The 19,267-nt window shown below is 43.1% G+C and carries 24 protein-coding genes and 1 pseudogene; 16 read left to right on the top strand and 9 right to left on the bottom strand.

The features are described from left to right. Nucleotides 1–14: 14 nt before the first annotated feature. Nucleotides 15–89 (bottom strand): annotated as a pseudogene (locus AC6I1H_RS03520) (type II toxin-antitoxin system HicA family toxin); the annotation flags it as partial. A gap of 12 nt (nt 90–101) precedes the next feature. On the opposite strand from AC6I1H_RS03520, the gene AC6I1H_RS03515 reads away from it, so the two are divergent. Further along, nucleotides 102–233 (top strand): hypothetical protein, encoded by a 132-nt coding sequence (locus AC6I1H_RS03515; RefSeq protein ID WP_497739636.1) that lies wholly within the window; start codon nt 102–104, stop codon nt 231–233. A gap of 58 nt (nt 234–291) precedes the next feature. Here AC6I1H_RS03515 and AC6I1H_RS03510 read toward each other — a convergent pair whose 3' ends face one another. The 3 genes from AC6I1H_RS03510 to AC6I1H_RS03500 form a co-directional block, all read right to left on the bottom strand. Then, complete coding sequence (locus AC6I1H_RS03510; RefSeq protein ID WP_497739635.1) at nt 292–915, bottom strand: superoxide dismutase; 624 nt, start codon at nt 913–915, stop codon at nt 292–294. Nucleotides 916–1,131: 216 nt separating this feature from the next. After that, entirely contained in the window at nt 1,132–1,458 is a 327-nt protein-coding gene (locus tag AC6I1H_RS03505; protein WP_497739634.1) for a nucleotidyltransferase domain-containing protein, read from the bottom strand. Continuing rightward, nucleotides 1,434–1,820: a HEPN domain-containing protein gene (locus AC6I1H_RS03500; RefSeq protein ID WP_497739633.1), complete on the bottom strand. Its 387-nt coding sequence runs from the start codon at nt 1,818–1,820 to the stop codon at nt 1,434–1,436. Before AC6I1H_RS03500 ends, AC6I1H_RS03505 begins: the two co-directional genes overlap by 25 nt. 175 nt (nt 1,821–1,995) lie before the next feature. Here AC6I1H_RS03500 and AC6I1H_RS03495 point away from each other — a divergent pair, with 175 nt between their 5' ends. After that, nucleotides 1,996–2,436, top strand: a complete 441-nt coding sequence (locus AC6I1H_RS03495) for a hypothetical protein (protein WP_497739632.1) — start codon at nt 1,996–1,998, stop codon at nt 2,434–2,436. Here AC6I1H_RS03495 and AC6I1H_RS03490 read toward each other — a convergent pair. After that, complete coding sequence (locus AC6I1H_RS03490; protein WP_497739631.1) at nt 2,433–3,578, bottom strand: THUMP domain-containing class I SAM-dependent RNA methyltransferase; 1,146 nt, start codon at nt 3,576–3,578, stop codon at nt 2,433–2,435. The two genes, AC6I1H_RS03495 and AC6I1H_RS03490, sit on opposite strands and share 4 nt — an antisense overlap. A gap of 268 nt (nt 3,579–3,846) precedes the next feature. Between AC6I1H_RS03490 and AC6I1H_RS03485 the strand changes: the two genes are divergently transcribed. Beyond that, nucleotides 3,847–4,092, top strand: a complete 246-nt coding sequence (locus AC6I1H_RS03485; protein WP_497739630.1) for a hypothetical protein — start codon at nt 3,847–3,849, stop codon at nt 4,090–4,092. Here AC6I1H_RS03485 and AC6I1H_RS03480 read toward each other — a convergent pair. Next, nucleotides 4,078–5,265, bottom strand: a complete 1,188-nt coding sequence (locus AC6I1H_RS03480) for a GGDEF domain-containing protein (RefSeq protein WP_497739629.1) — start codon at nt 5,263–5,265, stop codon at nt 4,078–4,080. The two genes, AC6I1H_RS03485 and AC6I1H_RS03480, sit on opposite strands and share 15 nt — an antisense overlap. Nucleotides 5,266–5,376: 111 nt before the next feature. On the opposite strand from AC6I1H_RS03480, the gene rfbD reads away from it, so the two are divergent. Continuing rightward, complete coding sequence (rfbD, locus tag AC6I1H_RS03475; protein WP_497739628.1) at nt 5,377–6,306, top strand: dTDP-4-dehydrorhamnose reductase; 930 nt, start codon at nt 5,377–5,379, stop codon at nt 6,304–6,306. On the opposite strand, the gene AC6I1H_RS03470 is transcribed toward rfbD, so the two are convergent. Then, entirely contained in the window at nt 6,303–7,265 is a 963-nt protein-coding gene (locus tag AC6I1H_RS03470) for a magnesium transporter CorA family protein (protein ID WP_497739627.1), read from the bottom strand. The two genes, rfbD and AC6I1H_RS03470, sit on opposite strands and share 4 nt — an antisense overlap. Nucleotides 7,266–7,408: 143 nt before the next feature. Here AC6I1H_RS03470 and AC6I1H_RS03465 point away from each other — a divergent pair, with 143 nt between their 5' ends. The 10 genes from AC6I1H_RS03465 (at nt 7,409) to AC6I1H_RS03420 (ending at nt 15,011) form a co-directional block, all read left to right on the top strand. Beyond that, a complete protein-coding gene (locus AC6I1H_RS03465) occupies nt 7,409–8,536 on the top strand; it encodes an alanine racemase (protein ID WP_497739626.1) in 1,128 nt (375 codons plus the stop codon). A gap of 158 nt (nt 8,537–8,694) precedes the next feature. Next, nucleotides 8,695–9,447: a gamma-glutamyl-gamma-aminobutyrate hydrolase family protein gene (locus tag AC6I1H_RS03460; RefSeq protein ID WP_497739625.1), complete on the top strand. Its 753-nt coding sequence runs from the start codon at nt 8,695–8,697 to the stop codon at nt 9,445–9,447. A gap of 28 nt (nt 9,448–9,475) precedes the next feature. Beyond that, on the top strand, nt 9,476–10,693 hold the full coding sequence (locus tag AC6I1H_RS03455) for an ABC transporter substrate-binding protein (RefSeq protein ID WP_497739624.1): 1,218 nt from the start codon (nt 9,476–9,478) through the stop codon (nt 10,691–10,693). A gap of 77 nt (nt 10,694–10,770) precedes the next feature. Continuing rightward, on the top strand, nt 10,771–11,649 hold the full coding sequence (locus tag AC6I1H_RS03450; RefSeq protein ID WP_497739623.1) for a branched-chain amino acid ABC transporter permease: 879 nt from the start codon (nt 10,771–10,773) through the stop codon (nt 11,647–11,649). Between the two features lie 10 nt (nt 11,650–11,659). Further along, complete coding sequence (locus tag AC6I1H_RS03445; protein ID WP_497739622.1) at nt 11,660–12,538, top strand: branched-chain amino acid ABC transporter permease; 879 nt, start codon at nt 11,660–11,662, stop codon at nt 12,536–12,538. A 10-nt stretch (nt 12,539–12,548) separates the two neighbouring features. Further along, on the top strand, nt 12,549–13,325 hold the full coding sequence (locus tag AC6I1H_RS03440) for an ABC transporter ATP-binding protein (protein ID WP_497739621.1): 777 nt from the start codon (nt 12,549–12,551) through the stop codon (nt 13,323–13,325). Continuing rightward, nucleotides 13,318–14,046 (top strand): ABC transporter ATP-binding protein, encoded by a 729-nt coding sequence (locus tag AC6I1H_RS03435; RefSeq protein ID WP_497739620.1) that lies wholly within the window; start codon nt 13,318–13,320, stop codon nt 14,044–14,046. The genes AC6I1H_RS03440 and AC6I1H_RS03435 overlap by 8 nt, the downstream gene beginning before the upstream one ends. Before the next feature lie 100 nt (nt 14,047–14,146). Further along, nucleotides 14,147–14,389: a small acid-soluble spore protein SspI gene (gene sspI, locus AC6I1H_RS03430; RefSeq protein WP_497739619.1), complete on the top strand. Its 243-nt coding sequence runs from the start codon at nt 14,147–14,149 to the stop codon at nt 14,387–14,389. A gap of 134 nt (nt 14,390–14,523) precedes the next feature. Beyond that, nucleotides 14,524–14,790 (top strand): hypothetical protein, encoded by a 267-nt coding sequence (locus tag AC6I1H_RS03425; RefSeq protein ID WP_497739618.1) that lies wholly within the window; start codon nt 14,524–14,526, stop codon nt 14,788–14,790. 32 nt (nt 14,791–14,822) lie between these two features. Continuing rightward, nucleotides 14,823–15,011: a hypothetical protein gene (locus AC6I1H_RS03420; protein ID WP_497739617.1), complete on the top strand. Its 189-nt coding sequence runs from the start codon at nt 14,823–14,825 to the stop codon at nt 15,009–15,011. A gap of 95 nt (nt 15,012–15,106) precedes the next feature. On the opposite strand, the gene AC6I1H_RS03415 is transcribed toward AC6I1H_RS03420, so the two are convergent. Continuing rightward, nucleotides 15,107–15,343: a peptidoglycan-binding domain-containing protein gene (locus tag AC6I1H_RS03415; protein WP_497739616.1), complete on the bottom strand. Its 237-nt coding sequence runs from the start codon at nt 15,341–15,343 to the stop codon at nt 15,107–15,109. Nucleotides 15,344–15,491: 148 nt separating this feature from the next. Here AC6I1H_RS03415 and AC6I1H_RS03410 point away from each other — a divergent pair, with 148 nt between their 5' ends. Continuing rightward, nucleotides 15,492–17,117, top strand: a complete 1,626-nt coding sequence (locus tag AC6I1H_RS03410) for a putative manganese-dependent inorganic diphosphatase (protein ID WP_497739615.1) — start codon at nt 15,492–15,494, stop codon at nt 17,115–17,117. A 75-nt stretch (nt 17,118–17,192) separates the two neighbouring features. On the opposite strand, the gene mobB is transcribed toward AC6I1H_RS03410, so the two are convergent. Continuing rightward, nucleotides 17,193–17,708 carry a molybdopterin-guanine dinucleotide biosynthesis protein B gene (gene mobB, locus AC6I1H_RS03405; protein ID WP_497739614.1) on the bottom strand — a complete coding sequence of 172 codons (516 nt, stop codon included), beginning with the start codon at nt 17,706–17,708 and terminating at the stop codon, nt 17,193–17,195. Nucleotides 17,709–17,991: 283 nt separating this feature from the next. On the opposite strand from mobB, the gene hisD reads away from it, so the two are divergent. Further along, a complete protein-coding gene (gene hisD / locus AC6I1H_RS03400; protein WP_497739613.1) occupies nt 17,992–19,260 on the top strand; it encodes a histidinol dehydrogenase in 1,269 nt (422 codons plus the stop codon). Nucleotides 19,261–19,267 lie beyond the last annotated feature (7 nt).

Raw genomic sequence — 19,267 nt, 5'->3', positions numbered from 1 at the left:
TTTAGTAAAAAGTATTATTTAAGCCCTGCTTGTTTTAATATTGAATTTAATGTTTTTGGCTTTAAATCTTTATTATGATATGGGATTTGAGGAGAAATATAATGTATAGACAGTTTTGCAAGAATTATAAAAATTTCATAAAGCTCAATAATACCGGTTTGGAAAAAAATGAGTACCGTCTAAAAATAGCAGAATCTATTAAAGGTCTAGTGGATTTAGAAATTTACAAATAGGTACAAGTTACTGGTCTGATAATACTGATAATACTGATAATGTCGATAAATAATGGACTCAAGAAGGATCTTGTTGCGTTGTCAGCTTTTCCCACCTTCTTTCTGCTGCCGTCCAATCCACATTTTGCATGAATGCCGTTATATAGTCAGCCTTTCTTGGACCGTAGTCTATAAAATAGGCATGTTCGTAGACATCCAGCACCAACAGGGCTGCGGTATTGATTATAATGCCCTGGTCATGGGCGTCCTGAAGGTAATTATGAAGGCGCCTATCGCGGGGGTTAAAAGCAAGCACCACCCACCCTCTGGCCGCCATCCCCGCTGCTCTGAAATCCTGGAGCCAGTCGTTAAAGGAGCCAAAATCATTTTCGATCCGGCGCAGCAGGCTTCCTTCAGGCATACCTCCAAAGCCACCCAGGTTTTCAAAGTAAAGTTCGTGCAATATGACACCATCCATGGCAAAAGTTTCTCCTTTTTTGAGACCCCTGTATTCACTGTAAGTCGCATTGGCTTCCCGGCGGTTAGCTGACGCCAATTTTTGCTGCACTTCGTTTACCTTGTTTACGTACCCCTTGTAAAGTACATTAAAATGCTCTAGGATTTGCCTTTCGGAAAAACCCGGCATGGCCAGAAGACGGGGATTTAGTGGAATTGGAGTTATGCTGGATCCAATGACAGGCATATTTTAACATCTCCTTATCTTTAAAAGTAGAGATCTATTTCAATTTATGGCACTTTCGGTGAATGAAGAAGATTGTAGCTATGAAAGCAAGAGTGCTATCCCGTTGCTTTTTCCATTCAAGCTTGAGCTACTTATAATATATTCATTAGGGATAGAAAAAGTTAGTTCATTTAGTTTACCGGGCAATATTGGATAGAGATTATGTGATGAGACAATTTATTGAAAAATATCTATACCCGTTTTTAATATTTCCGATACAAAGCTGATTTTTTTCGATTTTTCCTCAATTTCCTCAGGAGTATATCCCAGTATATCGGCACCTATGTCGTAACTCCATAACCTTTGGAGCAGTTCCAGTCTATCGAAGAAACTCATATCTTTAAAGTCCCGGGACACCACCAAAAAATCTACATCGCTGGAGCTCAATGCTTCATCTCTTGCATATGAACCAAACATGATAACTCTATCTATTTTTACGTAATCGCTCAACTTCGATATATAGTCATTAATCATTTTAATTATTTCATTTTTTGTCTTAACCATTCCAGCACCCTCTCAGTTTCTTTCAAAAACTCCAGAGCAATTTGCTCGTTATACATCTTATGGCTGGGGCCTCCAGCAGCATCCGGGTATCTTGAAACCATATAATGTGGATTTAATTTTAATATTATCGTTTCCATCTCTTTATCGGGGTTCTGGTCAATCGCTTCCAACAATATAATCAGATTGTGTGTCTTCGGCGGAAACTCTTTATTTAGAAAAATTATCAATGCTTTCAACAATTTTTCTACAGCCTGATGGCACATAAAAATACAGTAGTTGTATCTTTTGGCTTTAAGCATGGCTTTGGCTGTCTCAAAATCGTATTCGGAACTTTCTGTCCAGTCTATTACTTCCGGGCGCAATCAAAACAACTCCTTCAATTAATTTGATATACCTTTTTTATATTATATCAAATTATGGTAAAAAAGCCACGTATTATAATTTTTGCTGGCCTTTTTACAGGTATTTTTTAGTCCATTTTGTCCTATAGTTTCATGGCTTCTCAACCGCGGACCAGTAAGTAGATATTCTGAAAGTGTGTTTGACGTTTGGGTGGGCAATAAAGCACTAAAAAAGAAATATAAGACAAAGGAAGGGGAGTACGAGCAGATATTCTGGAGAACCCAGCAGGGATTAAAGGAGAGAAAGCCCAGGGTAAAGCTCACCGCCAGAGGAGATGCCCGTATCCATGTCCTGATAGATATCAACGAAAAATACCCCTGGAAATTTCAAGAATGCGTCGTGGAGAGAAAAGCCCTCCCGGCTGGCGATTATGCTCTATTGAGGGATGACGGGATTGCGGCGCTGGTGGTGGAGGCCAATTACTCTGATTTCTTGAATCCGAAAAAACTGACAGTTTATACTCCGACATATGCGGCTAAAGTCCTGGCAGAGCTTTCCGCACTGCATCCCGGCACCAAGAAAGGATTGATTACTTCAATGGGCAGGGGTAAGAAAAGCCGGTGGACAAAAGTTTAGGCATTTATGTTCCCTTTCGGCCTTGGCCCAAAATATTGGTAGTAATAGCATTTTATCATGCCGTTATAGAGCTTTCGGTTTTTATCCGCCTTTCTGCCGAAGAGTCTTTCAAAACCCTCGTGAGATGTAAGGATATAGTAAGACCAGGTATCGAGCTTTTTAAATATATGACCCATATCCCTGTAAAGTTTTTCAACTTCTTTTAATTCTCCAAGCCTTTCGCCGTAGGGCGGGTTGCAGATGATGCATCCATAGTCGTCCGGAGGAATTATGTTTCTCACATCTTTTTTTTCAAAAGTGATATATTGATCTACACCTGCCTTTCGGGCATTATCCCTGGAAAGTTTGACCGCCTTTTCATCTATGTCTGAACCGTAGATCTGAAGCTTTACATCTTTTACTTCAGATTCGTGGGCCTCTTTTCTAGCATCCCACCAGAGCTTTTTTGGTATGTTGGGCCATTTTTCAGCGGTAAACTCCCGCTCAATGCCCGGAGCTATGTTGGCGCCTATAAGAGCTGCCTCGATGGGTATGGTGCCGGAACCGCAGAAGGGATCGAGAAGGGGCCTGTCATATTTCCAGCCGGATAGCTGCACCATAGCGGCTGCCAGAGTTTCCCTTAACGGAGCTTCGTTGGAAAGGGCCCGGTATCCCCTTTTGTGCAGTCCTTCTCCGCTGGTGTCTATCATCAGCGTGGCCCTATCCTTCATGAGAGAAAACTGAATGCGGTAAAGGGGGCCTTTTTCCTCAAACCAATTCTTTTTGTATTTATTCTTGAGTTTTTCCACAACAGCCTTTTTCACTATGGCCTGACAATCGGGCACGCTGAAGAGCTTTGATTTTAGGGAATGGCCTTTTACGGGGAATGCTGCCTCCATGGGTATCCACTCATCCCAGGGCAATGCTTTAGTGCCTTCAAAGAGCTCGTCAAAGGTAGTGGCTTTAAACTCTCCTACTTTCACCAGTACCCGCTCGGCGGTTCGAAGCCATAGGTTCGCCCGGCATATGGCAGTCTCATCGCCTTTAAAGGTTACCCTGCCGTCTTCCACTTTTACATTCGTATATCCCAGCTTTTTCAGTTCCCGGGCTGCCACAGACTCTATCCCGAAAAGTGTTGGCGCCACCAATTCTACTTCTGTCATTTTAGCTTATTCTCCAATCATTCAGTTTTAACCTGGGTAAGGCGGTATTCATATATCTGTTAAACCTGCTACCATGACAATTATACCAGATTATGCATAAGATACAAAATCTGTGAGGATATTTTTAATGTTTACTCGATAATTATGTAAAAATTGTGATATAATAAGCTAATGAGCAAGTCCGTCTAGAAACTTCGTCCAGAAACGTATCAAATGCATGCTCTTGTGTGATGGATATTCAGAAATCTGAAACTGGATATGAGATATTATGGAAGAAAACGAAAAATACATTAAAATTGCCGTGTTGGAAAATGAGATTGAAGCGCGTCTTCTGGATTCCATATTGACCGAGCGGAGTATTCCGCACGTGATAAGATCTTATCATGATATTGTCTACAACGGCATATATCAGACGGTAAGAGGATGGGGTTATGTGGGCTCTCTGGAATCTTACCGGCAGGAGATAATGGAAATTTTGATGGATATCAGAAAAAGTCCGTCAGGAGATATCTGATTCTATTCTATTTCTTCCGCTGTTTTTCGCCTGGTAAAGGAAGTTATCCACTTTTTTTAAAAGCTCGATTAATTTTTCATTGTTGTATTGATAGACACCACCGCTGACGGTTATTTTCATATCCTGACCCGCCCAGGTTATATTTGAAATATCCTGCCTTATTCTTTCGGCTACAACAAATGCTTGCTCTTTATGAGTTTCAGGCAAAATCACCATGAATTCCTCACCGCCCAGACGACCGAATATATCCGTTTCTCTAATGTTGTTCTTTATGGTCCTGCATACTTTTTTCAAAACCTTGTCACCTGCAACGTGTCCAAAAGTATCGTTGATTGCTTTGAAATGGTCTATATCCAGGAGAATAACAGAAAATGTTTGGCCATATTTCTCAGCTGTTTTTCTTAGCGAATTCAGACATTTCAGAAGATACCTCCGGTTATATGTACCGGTCAGGCTGTCGATGACTGAGATTTCCCTGAGCTTAAGGTTCAGCTGTTCCGTTTTTTGTTTTGCTTCTTTCAGCTCTTCGTTGTTTTTTTCGAGAAGGTAATTTTTTTGTTCTATTTCTTTTCTCTGTTTTTCCACTTCGCTCAGATATAATATGACCCGCTCATGTTCCATGTTGTAACCGTTTATTACCGCTGCCATGGTCACTGCATTGAAAATGACGGCAATAATAAATCCGAAAAACACATCTAAGTATCTGGATAAGCTTGAATCATATCCATGAACAAACCAGGGAAATTTGTATTCAAATATAAAAAGAGCCATGATGGTTCCTAAAAACAGAATAATGGCCAGCACTCTTTTAAAACCTTTTAGCAAAACGGCAATAAATGCGGAATATACTATCAGATAATAGGGGATGCTTCCTAAGGACCCGCCGTTGATTAACCACATTGTGGGAAAAAATATAAAAGTCAACATGATGAGAGCTAAATATACTGAAAGTGTGTACTTTTTTTTGTACATTGATAAATAATAAAGATAAATCGATATGATACCGCAAACAAAAGGGATAATTACCGTAAAGATTCCAAGATCTAATAGATAGTTTATTATACTTGCCGAAAAAGACATGAAAAACCCTATAAGGGCAATGACGTGGAAAAATCTGTATTGTAGCGGAAAATTGGAAGTGTTACCAACCAGTTTGGAAAAAACAATCCTCATGTGGTCCTACCCCCTCTATTAGCTTTTGGGAACAATTTTTATGTTATTATAACAAAATTTTGATTGCTGGTCCAAGACTTATTTTATGAACCGAAATGTTGGATAAAAATTTTGAATTATGTTATACTGGAATTAAAAGACACAGTAAAGGGAAGGGTGATACTTACTATGAGAGTCTTAGTTACCGGTGCATCGGGGCTTCTAGGAGAGGCCATCTGCAATGCCGTCCAAAAAAATCATGAAGTAAAGGCGCTAAAAGGCAGAGCCGACGGGGATATCACCGATGCGGGGGATATTATTGGGAAAATAGATGATTTTAATCCGGATGTGGTAATCCATGCCGCTGCCATAAAGGACCCGGATACTGCCGAAAAGGACCCGAGGATGGCGTATCTTGTAAACTGTATCGGTGTCAGGAATGTAGCCCTGGCGGCCCAAAAAACCGGGGCAAAGATGCTGTACATATCCACCGAGTCGGTGTTTGACGGGGAAAAGAGGGCGCCATATTATGAATACGAGAAGCCCAACCCGGTAAATGTCTACGGACAGACAAAGCTCATGGGAGAGCAAATTACCATGAGCCTCATAAAAAATTATTTTATCGTGCGCCTGCCGCTTCTGTTTGGATATACCGGCAAGCCTCAGGATAATATCATTTTAAAAACCGTGGGCAAAATTAAAAATGGAGAAAAAGTGGTGGCTGGGGCCGACCAGTACAGCCAGCCCACTTATGTGGACATGGTGGCCGATGTCATTGCGAAGCTGATTGACACCGAATATTATGGTATATACCATGTTTCAAATTCCGGTTCAGCTTCAAGATACGAATTCCACAAGGCAGTGCTTGAATATTTAGGCATGGATGACTCCAATTTGATCCCGGCCTCGGATGTGAACATGAACCGGCCCGCTGTGAGACAACGGTATGTGGCCATGCACAACCTTGCTCTTGAAGCCACCCTTGGCATCAAGCTGCCGCCATGGGAGGAAGCCCTCAGAATGTGCCTCGATAAAATGAAATCCATGAATCTGGTGCCTTAAAACATCTTCCACTTGATAAACACAATTACCGTCACAAGTGATATGACAAAAGACGCAATCAAAATACCGGCAAATGCAAAGGGGGATTGCTGGAAAGGAATGGGCACATTCATACCGTATAAACTGGCAATCAGGGTTGGAATGGATAAAACTATGGTTATGGATGTGAGGAATTTCATCACTATATTTAAATTGTTGGAAATTACCGAGGCATAAGCATCCATGGTACCGCTCAGGATACTGGAGTAAATCTCACTCATTTCTATAGCCTGTTTATTCTCAGTGATCACATCTTCCAGCAAGTCCTCATCCTCTTCGTACATCTTTATAAGGCCGCTGTTTTCCGGCACATGTAGCCCTTTTAAAAGGCGGGATTTTAATAATTTTTCCATGACTATCTCATTGGCCTTAAGAGAGGTGGTGAAGTAAACAAGGCTTTTTTCAAGCTTTAAAAGTTGTATAAGTTCTTCATTTTTCATGGACTGGTGAAGTTTTCTCTCAATCTCCTCACTTTTTTTGTCGATTTGTTTTAAGTACCTCAAATAATAGGCAGCGGTTTTAAAGAGTATCTGCAAAAGGAATCTTGTTTTTTTGTAGGTATAAAAATCCCTCTGCCGGATTTTTATAAACTCGTCCATAATGGGATTGTCATTAAGGCACACCGTTACGAAGCAATCTTCGGTGATGATAATTCCCAGCGGCAGGGTATCGTATATGTCATTGTTTACAACCGGAATTTTTATAATGACCAGTACATAGTTATCGTCATAATCGATACGGGAGCTTTCTTCCTCATCGAGGGCATATTTAATGACTTCAGCGGGTACCTGGCAGACATTGCTGGTATAAGACACCTCTTCATCGGTGGGATTGGCAATATGTATCCAGGAGCCCTTTTCGAAAATATTGTTTAGATTTTTCAGCCCTTCACCTTCAAAGGTCTTGTATATGGTAAGCATTTTTTCACCCCATTTTCATAGGAGTATTATACCATTTTTATTTTTAATGATTCAAATATTTTTTGGGTAACTATTCATCATCTGTTTGAGGAAAAGTTACGCCGACTCAAGCAAGATGAATAGTACCCTACTGGAGGGATAGTATGGATATAAAAAATCTTTCCACACCGGCTTTTTTAGTAGACCTGGACCTTCTGGAATTTAACATTAAAGAAATGGCCAGCCTTTGCAAAAAAAATAATAAAAAGCTCTGGCCCATGATAAAGACTCACAAGAGCACTCAAATTGCGCTCATGCAGCAGACGGCTGGAGCTGAAGGCTTTCTTGTAGGAACTCTGGATGAGGCGGAAAAACTTGTGCAGGAAGGGTTTTTGAATATTATGCTGGCATATCCTGTGGCCGGGGAAGAGAATGTTGCAAGAGCGGTAAATCTGGCAAAAAAAGCCCGTGTTATCCTCAGCCTGGATGGCATTGATGCTGCAAGGGTTTTAAATGATGCAGCAAAGTGCCACGGCCTGACTCTGGAATATCTCATCATAATCGACAGTGGTCTTCACCGCTTTGGGGTTTTGCCTGAAGAAGCGGTGGAACTGGCCAGTAATTTATCGGTTTTGGAGTATCTAAAACTAGTCGGCATAGGCACCCATCCCGGCCATGTATACGGCGCCTCAAGTCCTGAGGAGGTCAGAAAAGTAGCAGGCGAAGAGAGGCAAGCCATGAAGCAGGCAAAGAAAAATCTGAAAATTGCAGGATACAAAGTTGACATCGTGGCCACCGGCAGCACTCCTACAGCGATGTATGTGGCTGAAGATGAAAACATCACGGTGCTTCGGCCCGGGAACTACGTGTTTTATGATAATATCCAAATGGCTCTAGGATTTGTTTCGGAATCGAGATGCGCTCTCACCGTGCTCGGCACGATTGTATCCCATCCCAGGGAAGATACTTTCATCATGGATGTGGGCAGCAAATGCCTGGGGCTTGATAAAGGAGCCCACGGCATCTCACTGGTGAAAGGATACGGGATGATAAAAGGCCATCCCGAGCTGCTCATAACAGATTTGTCTGAAGAAGTGGGCAAAATAAAATTATTGGGAAAAACCGAGATAAAGGTGGGCGATAAGGTACGGGTTATCCCAAACCACGCCTGCTCCACCGCCAATATGACGGATTATCTCATAGGCCATAGAAATGGCAGGATAGAAAAAACAATATACATCGATATGCGGGGCGGTTCCTTCCGCAAACCGCCGGGCCGGTTAAATAAATAACCCAATAGATTGCATAAATATAAATATTTATATATATTTATAATTTATCGTAAATGGACAAATGCTTGTTTTTGTGCTAATATTGAGTTAATATAATTACAATAATATATTAACTAAACAAATTATGAAAAATTAACAGTTGAGAAAGGAGTCCTCGTATGAAGCCAATTATAGGAATATGCGCTAATTATGCAACAGACGATAAGATAGGCATAATTACAGAATTGGGATTTCCGAGACAGGAGTGGCAGTTATTGGCCAATGATTATATTAAAGCTATAGAATTGGCTGGAGGTTCTCCTTTAATAATTCCCGTTGTGGAAGATTTCGAAAATACGGAAAGAATATTGCCCATTTTAGACGGCATATTATTTTCCGGAGGCTCAGACATAGATCCCTCATATTACGGGGAGTTGCCTCAATACGGTCTCAGAACGGTGACTCCTTTTAGAGATTCACATGAAATTGCTTTGGCAAAAAAAATTTTGTTTGAAACCTCAATTCCAGTATTAGGCATCTGCAGAGGAATACAATTGTTAAATGTAGCTGCTGGAGGTACCTTATATCAAGATCTGCAACAGTATAGGAGCGAGGGTTTTAATCATACTCTTATCAACGTCCCGAAAGACTATCCTATGCATGAAGCGGCAATCAAACCCGATTCCAAGCTTCATAAGATTTTCAAAAAAGACAAAATAAAGATAAACAGCTTTAATCATCAGGCCATTAAAACAATAGGAGGTGATTTCGAGGCGACTATGATAGCGCCGGATGGCCTTATTGAAGGAATTGAATCGCCAGGAAACAGATTTGTTGTAGCTGTGCAGTGGCATCCCGAAACTATGATAGAACGCTATCCGGAGTACCTGGTTTTATTTAAAGAGTTTGTCAGAAGCTGTAGTGTATCATAATATTTCAAAAAAAAATCGGAGGTGCATTATGAGAAAATTCTGGGGGATCTTTTTAGTTTTAGTGCTGGTAGTTTCTATCGTGGCTGCTGGATGCGGCCAGAAGCAGGAGGCTGCGAAGGAGGAACAAAAAACACAGGAGGCTCCCAAAGAAGAAGCCAAACAGGAAACTGCAGGAGATGTGGTGAAAGTCGGATGGATCGGTTCACTGACAGGAGACCAGGCTGTTTGGGGCCAGTGCGAATTTAACACGGTAAAGATGCTGGTGGAGGAAATAAATGCGCAAGGAGGACTTCTGGGCAAAAAACTGGAAGCCGTAGGATATGATACCCGGGGCGATGCCATGGAAGCGGTGAATGCCGTAAGACGTCTCACCAGCCAGGATAAAGTGGTGACCATTATAGGCCCCAATGCCAGCGGCCAGGCCATCCCCATTTCCACGGTGCTGGAGGAAATGAAGGTTCCGGATATCGCGACGGTGGCTACCAATCCCAAAGTTACTGTGGTAGACGGAAAGACAAAACCCTTCAACTTCCGGGTGTGCTTTATAGACCCTTATCAGGGTGCCGTTGCAGCGGGATATGCCGCCGATGTGTTGAAATTTAAAAAGGCTGCGGTGCTCTATGATGTAGCCGATGACTATTCCCAGGGGTTGACCGAGTTTTTCATCAAGACCTTCACCGAAAAGGGCGGAGAAATAGTGGCAAAAGAAGCCTTCAAATCAGGGGATACCGACTTTAGACCCCAGCTTTCCAAGATAAAAACCGCCAACCCCGATATAATATTTATGCCCTATTTCTTTAAGGAAGTGGCTCTTAGCGCCAATCAAGCCCGGGAGCTGGGAATCAAGGCCGTTCTCATGGGTGGAGACGGCTGGCCTTCTGAAGTGCTTCTGGAGATGGCCAAGGATGCAATAAACGGCAGCTACTTCGTAAATCACGTAGACTTTGATGACCCGGCAGTCCAGGACTTCAAGAACAGGTACATGAAAAAGTACGATAGAAAAGTGGAGTTGAACGGCTACCTGGCCCATGATGCGTTTCTAATGTTTGTAGACGCGGTAAAGAGAGCCAACAGTTTCGACCCAGTGGCGATCCGCGATGCCCTGGAGACCACCAATATTCAGGGTATAACGGGCAATATAAAGATAGGCAAAGATACCCACAACCCCGAGGGCAAAGAAGCCGCCATTATAAAGATAGTTGACGGTAAGTATGTATTCCAGCAAAAATATTCTCCAAGCAAATAATTTGAGGTTCGAAGTTAGAAGTTTTCAAACTTCTAACTTCGAACATTTAATATGTACGTAGTGAAGGAGCGATACCCTTGATTCAATTTTTACAGCAGATGATAAACGGTCTGTCTATCGGCAGCGTATATGCGCTCATGGCCGTCGGTTATTCGCTGGTTTACAGCATCATGAACTTTTCCAATTTTGCCCATGGCGGTATCATAATGCTGGGAGCTTATTTTGGTTTTTTCTTTTTAACGTTGTTTAACTGGCCTTTTGCAGTAGCTTTTCTTGGTGCGGCCATATGTGCGGCCATCCTGGCAGTGCTGGTGGAAAGAGTGGCGTATAAGCCCTTGAGGATGCGCAATGCGCCGTTTTTATATTTCATCATATCGGCCATGGGAGCCTCCATGTTCATAGAAAACTTTGTCATAGCTACCATAGGCCCTACTTTCAAGACATATCCCGCCGTATTTTCCCGGGAACCCTACCACTTGGGGCCGCTCTTTATCGGCAGGCTTGATACCATGATGTTTATCATTTCAGCCATATGCCTTGCGGCATTGATCTATTTCATCGATTTTACTAAAATAGGGAAAGCTATTCAGGCAACCGCTTTCAACCCCAGAGCCAGCGCTCTGATGGGAATTAATACAGACCTCATAATCATTACCGTCTTTGCCATAGGCGGGTTTCTAGCTGGCATTGCAGGAGTGCTTTTTGGTATGAAGTACACAGTTTACCCCCAGATAGGATTTATAACCATAAAATCCTTTATAGCGGCGGTTTTCGGCGGCCTGGGAAGCCTTCCCGGGGCGGTGATTGGTTCGGTGATTCTGGGCGTTTTGGAGACGCTGATTTCGGGATATTTTTCATCCCAGTTCCGGGACCTTATTTCCTTCAGCCTGCTCATCATCATCCTGGTGTTCAGGCCCATAGGGCTGATGGGCAAATCCACAGAGGAAAAGGCATAGGAGGGATAGCATGGACTGGTTTTACATCAAAGGCATCTTCATATTGTCCGGCATAAACCTCATGGCAGTTCTGGGGCTTTCCCTCTTGACGGGATTCACGGGCCTTTTTTCCTTCGGTCATGCGGGCTTCATGGCCATAGGGGCATATACTGCGGCCGCCATGGGGATAAAACTGGGATTGCCTCTTATTCCATCACTTTTAATCGGTGGGCTGACTGCCGGGATTTTCAGCCTCTTTATCGGTAAATTGACCCTCAACCTGAAAGGCGACTATTTCTGCATCGCCACCCTGGGATTTGGCGAAGCCATCCGCTTGATCCTGGATAATGTCCAGTACTTCGGCGGTGCCCGAGGTTGGCCGGGGATTCCGCTTAAGATAGATTTGTGGAATGTGATTATAATAAACGTTATTGGAATTCTTATCCTCATAAATCTCATAAATTCCCGCCATGGACGGAACATGATTGCCATCCGTGAGGAAGAACTGGCCGCCAAAACCATAGGGATAGATACTTTTAAATACAAGATGATTTCTCTTTTTATAAGTGCCGTATATGCGGGCATAGCTGGTGGCATGGTGGGATATTATACGGGGTTTTTACAGCCCAAAATGTTCAGCATGAACAAATCCACGGAACTTACCATCATTGTAATCTTCGGCGGCATAGGCAGCATTTCCGGCAGTGTGCTGGGGACCCTATTACTGACAGCCCTGCCTGAAATATTGAGGGCTTTTGCGCTGTGGAGGCTGGTAGCCTACGGAGCGGCAGTTATTTTCATAATGATAAGCAGGCCTGAAGGGCTTATGGGTGGAAAAGAGATTACTCTAAAAGGTATTATGAGGCTGCTGAGGCTGAAAAACCGTCCCGGAAAAGCTGCCGAGGGTTAGGAGGTATAAAATGGGAATGCTCGAGATGAAAAATCTAACCAAAACATTTGGCGGTCTGACTGCCGTAGAAAAGGTTAATTTTATGGTGAAGGAAGGTTCCATTTCGGGTCTTATCGGTCCTAACGGGGCGGGAAAAACCACAATATTTAATCTCATAACAGGCATCTATAAAGTTACCGAGGGGGAAATTATTTTTAAAGGGATACCCATTCAAAATCTTGAGCCTCATAGGATAGCAAGCATGGGTATCACCCGTACTTTCCAGAACATCCGGCTCTTTAAAAAACTATCGGTATATGACAACATCCTGACTGCATGTCACCACAATGCCGGGTATAATTTAATAGAATCGGTGTTAAGGCTGGGAAGATTTAAAAAAGAAGAAAAAGATTTGAGGCAGGATACCGAGGATTTAATGGAAATAATGGGCCTCGCCAAATGGCGGGACCATGCTGCCCACAGCCTTCCCTATGGACTGCAACGCCGCCTGGAGATAGCCCGGGCCCTGGCGGTAAAGCCGGAGCTACTGCTTTTGGACGAACCCGCAGCCGGAATGAATCCCGATGAAACCCTCCAGTTGATGAACCTTATCCGGGAGATAAGGGATAGATTCAAGTGTACAATTTTCATAATAGAACACCACATGGACCTGGTGATGGGGATATGTGAAAACATCATGGTGCTGAATTTCGGCAGGAAGCTCACCGAGGGTCCGCCTGAAAAAGTGCAGCGGGACCCGCAAGTCATACAGGCTTATCTGGGAGAGGGGGCGAAGTTGGGTGCTTAAGGTGGAAAACCTTCATGTGTATTACGGAGGCATTCACGCCCTCAAGGGAATTGATATTTCGGTGGAAAAAGGCGAGATAGTGACCATTATAGGAGCCAACGGAGCCGGAAAATCCACACTGCTCAATACCATATCCGGGCTTGTAAGGAGCAGGGAAGGCAGGATTATTTTTAAAGGCAGCCTCCTACGACCGGTGCCCCATCATATTGTGATGAAGGGCATATGCCAGGTTCCGGAAGGAAGGCTGGTTTTTGCAAACCTCACCGTGAAAGATAACCTCCTGCTAGGAGCCTATTTACGAAAGGATAAAAACGTAAAAAAAGATCTGGAGAAAGTTTACGAACTTTTCCCGAGGCTTGCGGAAAGGCAAAAACAGCTGGCTGGAACCCTTTCCGGAGGCGAACAGCAGATGCTGGCCATGGGCAGGGGTCTCATGAGCAATCCGGAGCTCATGCTTCTGGATGAGCCATCCCTGGGCCTTGCGCCCATTCTGGTGGATACCATCTTTACCGTCATACAGGATATAAAAAAAATCGGTAAGACCATACTTCTGGTGGAGCAAAATGCTTATAAAGCCCTTTCCACCGCCGACAGGGCTTATGTGCTGGAACAGGGGAAGATAGTCAAGGCCGGGAAGGCCGCGGATCTCATCAAAGACCCTACCATTCAGGAATCATATCTGGGACAAAAAGCAGAGGCCGGAGACCGGAAGTCAGTATAGAAGGATATTCTTTGCCTCGAAACGACACTGAATCGATTTTTTTTACATCGGAATAAAATATAAAATAAATTAGAGGGGAATTATAAGTAGAGAAAAATATATGAAAGGTAGGGATAAGATGACGGCACTTGATATTCGAAGCCTGGTACTGAAGAACCTGGCGGGCAGCACTCGGGAAGAAGTAGAGGGCTATATCACCGAAACCATTGAGACCCGAGAAGAAGAGGCCCTTCCCGGTATGGGGATTCTCTTTGAGACGGTGTGGCAAAAATCTAACGACAACGAGAGAAGCAGCATGATGGATAAGATTATGGAGACCATAAACAACCAGCCTATGTCTTAAACTAAACTTAAAAAAATATTTCAGAGCTCCGGCTTTAAGTCGGAGTTATTATTTTGCTTTTGCTTTAAACATAACACTTTAAGGGATATCTTCATATATTGTATTAGACCTGTAAGAGAAAGGGGGAAGATAGAATGGACTGGTATCACGGCATTCACAGAGCCTATGAGATAGATCTGGAGGAAATCCGGATTATGACCGAAGTGGCAAGAACTGCTCCGCCTCATGTAGCCCACAGTATATTGAGGATGATGATGGAGGAATTGATGGAAGCCATGCACTGGCATATGATGCTTATGATGAAGCCCGGATATTCCGATTCGGATTACGACTATGATTATGGCAAGCCTCATTACGGCGCCCCATTTGCGACCGAAGAAAAAAAGAGCGAGGGAGAATAAAATTCTATACTGCGATAAAAGGAGGGATAGAAATGGATTGGAGAGAGGGGCTGAACAGAATTTTACGGCTGGATGAACAGGAATTGGCCCTATGGGAAAAATTGATGATGACGGCTCCCAATGAGCACATGAGACGGATGATAAGGGGTGCGATAGCCCGTGAAAGGGAAGAAATGCGAATGATCAAAGAATTGATGATGGGTGAGCCTATGGACCCATAGGCAACCATTCATATAGATTTAATGAACCGGAGTGAGCAAGACTCCGGTTTGTTGCTTTTTTTGAAATAATAAATCCGCTATTACAGCGGATTTATTTACGGAAGGAGTTTATTGAGCATGTCATAAGTTTGCGGGCCTACTATACCGTCAACCTTTAGCCTGTTGTCTTTTTGAAACTGTTTTACAGCCCTTTCGGTAAGAGGGCCGAAAATTCCATCGATAGGTCCTACATCATATCCCAAGCTTTGAAGTTTGGTTTGAAGTTCTTTCACATCATTTCCCCGCATGCTCCGGCGTAAAATCCTGCTGCCGAATTCATACTGAAACTCCATGGCTGAATCCCTCCCCTATGCTTTCAATATATTATATTTCAAAAACTTGCCCTTGTTGCTTTTCTGCGCTATAATTTTTTACAACGTCTCAATATTTTTTAAGGCTGGAGTTTTAAAAGGCAATTTATTATGATGAAGAGGAGATTTTATGAGCACGGTATATATAATAGGGCACAAGAACCCCGATACTGACTCTGTTTGTTCGGCAATAGCGTATGCCGAGTTTAAAAGTTCATTGAAAAAAGAACATAATTTCATACCTGCTAGGCTGGGGCCCATAAACAGAGAAACACAGTTTGTCCTGGAATATTTTAAAGTGCCGGAACCGGAACTCATAGAGAATGTATACACCCAGGTTAGCGATATTACTTTTGACAAGCCCATAAACATTTTAAAAGATTCACCGCTGTCGACGACATGGGAAACCATGATGAAACATAATGCGCGGACGGTCAACATAATAGACGCAAGCGGAAAGTTCATAGGGCTTGCCACCGTAGGAGATATTGCAAAAGCGTATCTGGAATCTTCCGGGGATTTTTCAAGATTCAAAGTCCCCATGCAGAATATAATCAAGACGCTAGGCGGAGAAGCGGTGGTGCTTAAGGATGATGCTTTTAGCGGGAACATCGTGGTCGCGGCCATGCAGGCTGATGATGTGAGGAAAAGGTTAAGAAAAGGAGATCTTCTTATAACGGGCAACAGAGAAGATGTCCAGCTTCTGGCAGTAGAGTATGGCGCTGGAGTCCTCGTCATCACCGGTAATCACGACATTTCAGAACTTGTTCGGGAAAGGGCGGAACAAAAGGGCGTCAATGTAATAAAAGTTCCCCATGACACTTTTGACACTGTTAAACGCATAAATCAAAGCATCCCAGTTCACTATATCATGAAAACAGAAAATCTCGCTGTTTTTCGCACAGACGATCTGATACAAGATATCAAAGAGGCTATGCTGAAATATAAATACAGAAATTTTCCCATCCTGGGCCATGACGGCAAACCAGTGGGTATGCTTGCAAGGCGCCATATCCTCGACCATGCCCGTAAAAATGTAATACTTGTGGATCATAACGAGAAGTCCCAGTCGGTTAACGGCCTGGAAGAGGCAAGAATACTGGAAATAATAGACCACCACAGGATATGCTGCATGGAAACGGATCAGCCCATTGTTTTTATAAATCGGCCTGTGGGATGTACTGCAACGATAATTTTTGAACTGTACGAGCAGAAAGATTACATTCCCGACAGAATTATAGCTGGGTTGATGTGTGCCGCCATATTGTCCGATACTCTTGTTTTCAAATCACCAACATGCACCTGCCAGGACATCCGCGCCGCAAAGAAGCTGGCGGAAATTGCAGGCGTTGATATAGAACGTTTTTCTTCCGCCATGTTCCAGGCGGGCACATCTCTGGAAGGCAAGAGTGAGGAAGAAATTTTTTACACCGATTTTAAAGATTTTAATATAGGCAAATACAAAATAGGTGTCAGCCAGGTAAATATATCTCAAAAAATCTCCGAATCCTTGAAGAGCCGGATGATAAATTTCATGGAAAAGCTTAAGACTGAGAGGAATTATGACTTATTGCTCCTGATGCTAACGGACATCATTAATCAAGGATCGGAATTTTTGTGTGTTGGGGAACATAAAGAACTGCTCGGTAGGGCTTTTAACGTGGAAATCAGGGAGGAAAGTTTCCACCTTCCTCTGGTGGTATCCAGGAAAAAACAGGTCATACCCAGAATTATTTCCGCCATAAATTCCGGATGAGTCATGAGTCAGGGGACGGTTCTTTGACTCACAAAAAGTGAGTCAAAGAACCGTCCCCTGACTCAAAAAAGTGAGTCAAAGAACCGTCCCCTGACTCACTCTGATCCTGTCGATGTAATCCTGAATTTCTGCTGCTATGCCTTTTGCATCGTCTATATGATAGCAGGGTATGCCGATATCAAATTTCACATCGCTGGCTATGGCTATTAATTCTTCCGGCTTTGATAAAAATTCTGTGCCAACTTCCGACCTGATAACTTCTATTTTTGGATTATTCTCTTTTTTATATCCTTCTGTAAGAATTAAATCGACGTCTGAAATCCTGGAGGCAATTTCATCCAGGGTCATTTCTTTTTGGCGTTTTTCTATAAGGGCGAATTTATCCTCAGAGGATACAGCTACTATATCCGCTCCCGCCTGTGCATGCCGCCAGGAATCTTTCCCCGGGTGATCTATTTCAAATTCATGGGCATGCTTTATTACAGCAATCCTGAGACCCCGGTTTTTGAGTTCTTTTATCACCTTTTCCAGAAGAGTGGTCTTCCCGGTGCCGGATTTTGCCACAAATGAAATGATAGGTATATGGCTCATGCAAATATCCCCTGCCTAACGTCCTTTTTTTGATAATATAATTGACAAAATTATAATATGTTAAATTTCTTTATATGTCAATGTTACTTTCCTATGCTATGAAATGTTAAACAATAGCGAAGCCGATAAGTTGAGGCAAATTGGCTGAAAGTGAAAAAAGCTTGTCACCATTGACAAAGATTAACAGAATAAAGTATTATAACTGTAATGTAACCTGGAGATATTCTTCAGTTTGAGGTGTGAGGGAAATTTTTAAATTTATAAAAAACAGAGGTGTATAGAAATGATTAAGTTAAAGGAGCCGGCTATGACTGAAAACCAGAGGAATGAGTCTACTCAGCAGAGCGTTGCTGAAATCATAGATAAGGTTAGAAGGGAAGGCGATAAAGCTTTAAGAGAATACAATTTATTATATGATGGATGCGACAGGGAAAACTATATGGTTACTAAAGAAGAAATAGATAAGGCCTTTCAGGAGGTGAGCAGAGATATCATAGATGATCTGCACTTTGCCGCCCATAATATAGAAAATTTTGCCCGAAGGCAAATGGAAATCATAAAATCTTTAGAAGAAAAGGAAATAATGCCGGGGGTATTTTTGGGGCACAGGGCCATTCCAATAGAATCATGTGCCTGCTATGTTCCGGGGGGACGATATCCACTGCCGTCATCAGCATTAATGTCCATAATTCCGGCAAAAGTGGCAGGTGTCAAGAGGGTCATAGCATGTTCACCTCCGGCTAAAGACACAAAAGTTATAAACCCATTCACGTTGGCGGCCATGAGTATAGCCGGAGCCGATGAGATATATGTCATGGGGGGAGTTCAAGCCATAGCGGCATTTACCTATGGCACAAAAACCATCACACCCGTGGAAAAGATCGTAGGACCGGGCAATCAATACGTAACAGAGGCAAAGCGTCAGGTGAGCGGTGAGGTGGGCATAGATTTTTTAGCAGGTCCCAGTGAGGTAGTGGTCATTGCTGATAAAACCGCCAATCCTGTAAACATTGCCGCAGACCTGTTGGCCCAATCGGAACACGATCCGCAAGCCCGGGGCATATTGCTGTGCACCGATGAAGCCATAGGTAAAGCTGTTATAAAGCATGTAGAGGATTTTCTTTTCGATTTGTCCACGGCCGATATAGCCCGCCAGGCATGGATCAACAATGGTCAGGTTACCGTCTTTGATACCCTGGAAGAGGCAATAGATACGGCCAATGAAATTGCTCCAGAACACTTGGAACTCCAGGTGCAAAACCCTGACGAAGTGGTGCCTAAATTGACAAATTACGGTTCACTGTTCATTGGAGAAAAAGCCGCGGAGGTTTTTGGAGATTATGTTTCCGGGACAAATCACATATTGCCTACTATGAGGGCAGCCAGATACACCGGCGGAGTATGGGTGGGCACTTTTATGAAGATCGCGACAAATCAACGCTTGACTGATGAAGGAGTAAAAACCATTGCGCCGGTGGCATCGAGATTAGCACATCTTGAAGGCTTATATGCGCATAAGCTTGCCGCTGATGTAAGATTAAAAAATATGTGAGGAGGGA

This window comes from Biomaibacter sp. TOL (assembly GCF_059717795.1).
The sequence above is the reverse complement of the archived record's forward strand: the minus strand, read 5'-3'. Positions and strand labels throughout refer to the sequence as shown.